Origin of the sequence: Gluconacetobacter azotocaptans (genome assembly GCF_014174355.1) — a bacterium.
Classification (GTDB): Bacteria; Pseudomonadota; Alphaproteobacteria; order Acetobacterales; family Acetobacteraceae; genus Gluconacetobacter; species Gluconacetobacter azotocaptans.
On sequence record NZ_JABEQF010000042.1, the window covers coordinates 1 to 2,593 of the forward strand.

At 70.8% G+C, this 2,593-nt stretch carries 3 protein-coding genes; all 3 read right to left on the reverse strand.

Annotated elements, in window-relative coordinates:
- Positions 1-770: phosphate ABC transporter ATP-binding protein PstB (pstB, locus tag HLH34_RS18995; protein WP_244960052.1), on the reverse strand; the 770-nt coding region annotated here is incomplete at its 3' end.
- Positions 771-781: 11 nt separating this feature from the next.
- On the reverse strand, positions 782-1,675 hold the full coding sequence (pstA, locus tag HLH34_RS19000) for a phosphate ABC transporter permease PstA (RefSeq protein ID WP_183121123.1): 894 nt from the start codon (positions 1,673-1,675) through the stop codon (positions 782-784).
- An 11-nt stretch (positions 1,676-1,686) separates the two neighbouring features.
- Positions 1,687-2,593, reverse strand: a 907-nt coding sequence (gene pstC / locus HLH34_RS19005) for a phosphate ABC transporter permease subunit PstC (RefSeq protein WP_183121124.1), incomplete at its 5' end; no start/stop codon positions are given.

Sequence of the window (2,593 nt, forward strand, 5' to 3'; positions counted from 1 at the left end):
TGGGTGCGGCGTTCGCGCGGGGCGGTGAACATCCGGTCCGCGCTGTCGACCTCGACCAGTTCGCCCAGGTAGAAGAACGCCACCCGGTCGGCGCAGCGCGCCGCCTGCTGCAGATTGTGCGTCACGATGGCGATGGTGAACTCGCTTTTCAGCTCGTCCAGCAGCTCCTCGATCCGCGCCGTCGAAATCGGGTCCAGCGCGCTGGTCGGCTCGTCCAGCAGGATCACCTCGGGCCGGGTCGCGATCGTCCGCGCGATGCACAGCCGCTGCTGCTGCCCGCCCGACAGCGCCGATGCCGACGCCCCCAGCCGGTCCTTCACCTCGCCCCACAGCGCCACCCGCCGCAGCACGTCCTCGACCCGCGCGTCCATCTCGGCGCGCGCCAGCCGTTCGTGCAGCCGCACCCCGAACGCGATGTTCTCGTAGATCGACATCGGGAACGGCGTCGGCTTCTGGAACACCATCCCCACCCGCGCCCGCAGCACGTTGAGGTCGACGTCCGACGACAGGATGTTCCGGCCGTCGAACATCACCTCGCCCGTCGCCCGCTGGCCGGGATACAGGTCGTACATCCGGTTCAGCACCCGCAGCAGCGTCGACTTCCCGCAGCCCGACGGCCCGATCATCCCCGTCACCCGGCGCGCGGGGAAATCCACCGTGATGTCCTTCAGCGCCCGGTTCGACCCATACCAGAAATCCAGCCCCCGCACCGCAAGCGCCGGCGCCACGGCCTCGGCCGCCGCTGCCTCATGCATCGCCGTATCCATCATGTCCCGCATTCCTATCCCCCGGCGCCCGTCCGGTGGCTCCATATCCGCACCAGCACGTTCAGCAGCAGCACCCCCGTGGTGATCAGCAGCGCCCCCGTCCATGCCAGCTGCGTCCAGTCGTCATACGCCGAACCGGCATACTGGTAGATCGCCACCGGCAGGCTGGCCATCGGCGCCCCCAGGTCCAGCGACCAGTTCATGTTGCCCAGCGAGGTGAACAGCAGCGGCGCCGTTTCCCCCGACACCCGCGCCACCGCCAGCAGGATGCCCGTCAGCACGCCGCTGCGCGCCGCCCGCAGGCACACCTGCAAGACCACACGCCATTTCGGCGCCCCCAGCGCATAGGCCGCCTCGCGCATGGTCAGCGGCACCAGCCGCAGCATGTCCTCGGTCGTGCGCACTACCACCGGCACGAACAGGATGGCCAGCGCGACCGAACCCGACAGGCCGGAAAAATGCCCCACCGGCGCCACCAGCGCCATATACACGAACAACCCGACCAGGATCGACGGCGCCGACAGCATCATGTCCGACACGAAGCGCACCACATCCACCACCCGGCCGTCCTGCGCGTATTCCGACAGGTAGACCCCGGTCAGCAGCCCCACCGGCGTGCCGATCGCCGCCGCCAGCCCCGTCTGCATCAGGCTGCCCACGATGGCGTTGGCCAGCCCCCCGCCCGACCCCGGCGGCATCGTCGGCCGCAGGAAAAGCGACGCCGACAGCCCCGGCAGCCCCCGCACCAGCAGGGTCAGCAGGATCGAGGCCAGCGCCACCAGCACCACCGCCGTCGCCGCCACGCTCAGCCCGGTGGCCACGCGGTCCGCCAGCCGCCGCCGCGCCGCCAGCCGCCCGCCGCGCCGCCAGCCCGCACCGGGCGCCTCCCCGACCGTTCCCCCGCTCATCGGCACGTCCCTCATCCCACGCCCCCCCGCCGCAGCAGCAGGCGCGAGCACGCCAGCGTCACGAACGAGATCACCATCAGGATGAACCCCAGCGCCAGCAGCGACGACAGCTTCAGGCTGCCCGCCGGGCTTTCGGGAAATTCCAGCGCGATCAGCGACGCAATGGTGTTCCCCGGCGCGAACAGCGACCAGCCGATGCGGTTGGCGTTGCCGATCACGAACGTCACCGCCATCGTCTCGCCCAGCGCCCGGCCCATCCCCAGCATGATCCCGCCCACCAGCGCCGGACGCGACCACGGCAGGATGACGCTGCGCATCACCTCCCACCGCGTCGCCCCCAGCCCGAACGCGCTCTCGCGGATCTGCGGCGGCATCGCCACGAACACGTCGCGCATCACCGCGCAGACGAACGGCGTCACCATCACCGCCAGCACCAGCCCGCCCGTCAGCAGACCCGTCCCATACGGCGCGCCGTGGAACAGCCCCCCCAGCACCGGCACATGCCCCAGCGTATGGTTGGCCCACGGCTGCACGTGCCGCGCCATCAGCGGCACGATCACGAAAAAACCCCACATGCCGAAAATGATCGACGGCACCGCCGCCAGCAGCTGCACCGCCATCCCGATCGGGCCCGCCACCGCCGCCGGCGCCATCTCGACCAGCCAGAAGGCGATGCCGAACGCCAGCGGCACCGCGAACAGCAGCGCCAGCACCGTCGTCGCCAGCGAGCCGAACACCGGCGCCGCCGCCCCGAAATGCCCGCTGACCGGGTTCCATACCGCGGTCCACGCAAAGCCGGGGCCAAACGCCGCCCACGCCTGCGCCCCGCCCCAGGCCAGAACCCCGATCAACCCGCCCATCAGGACAAGGATCAGCCACCCCGACAGCCGCACTACGCCCGAAAATACCGCGTCCCCG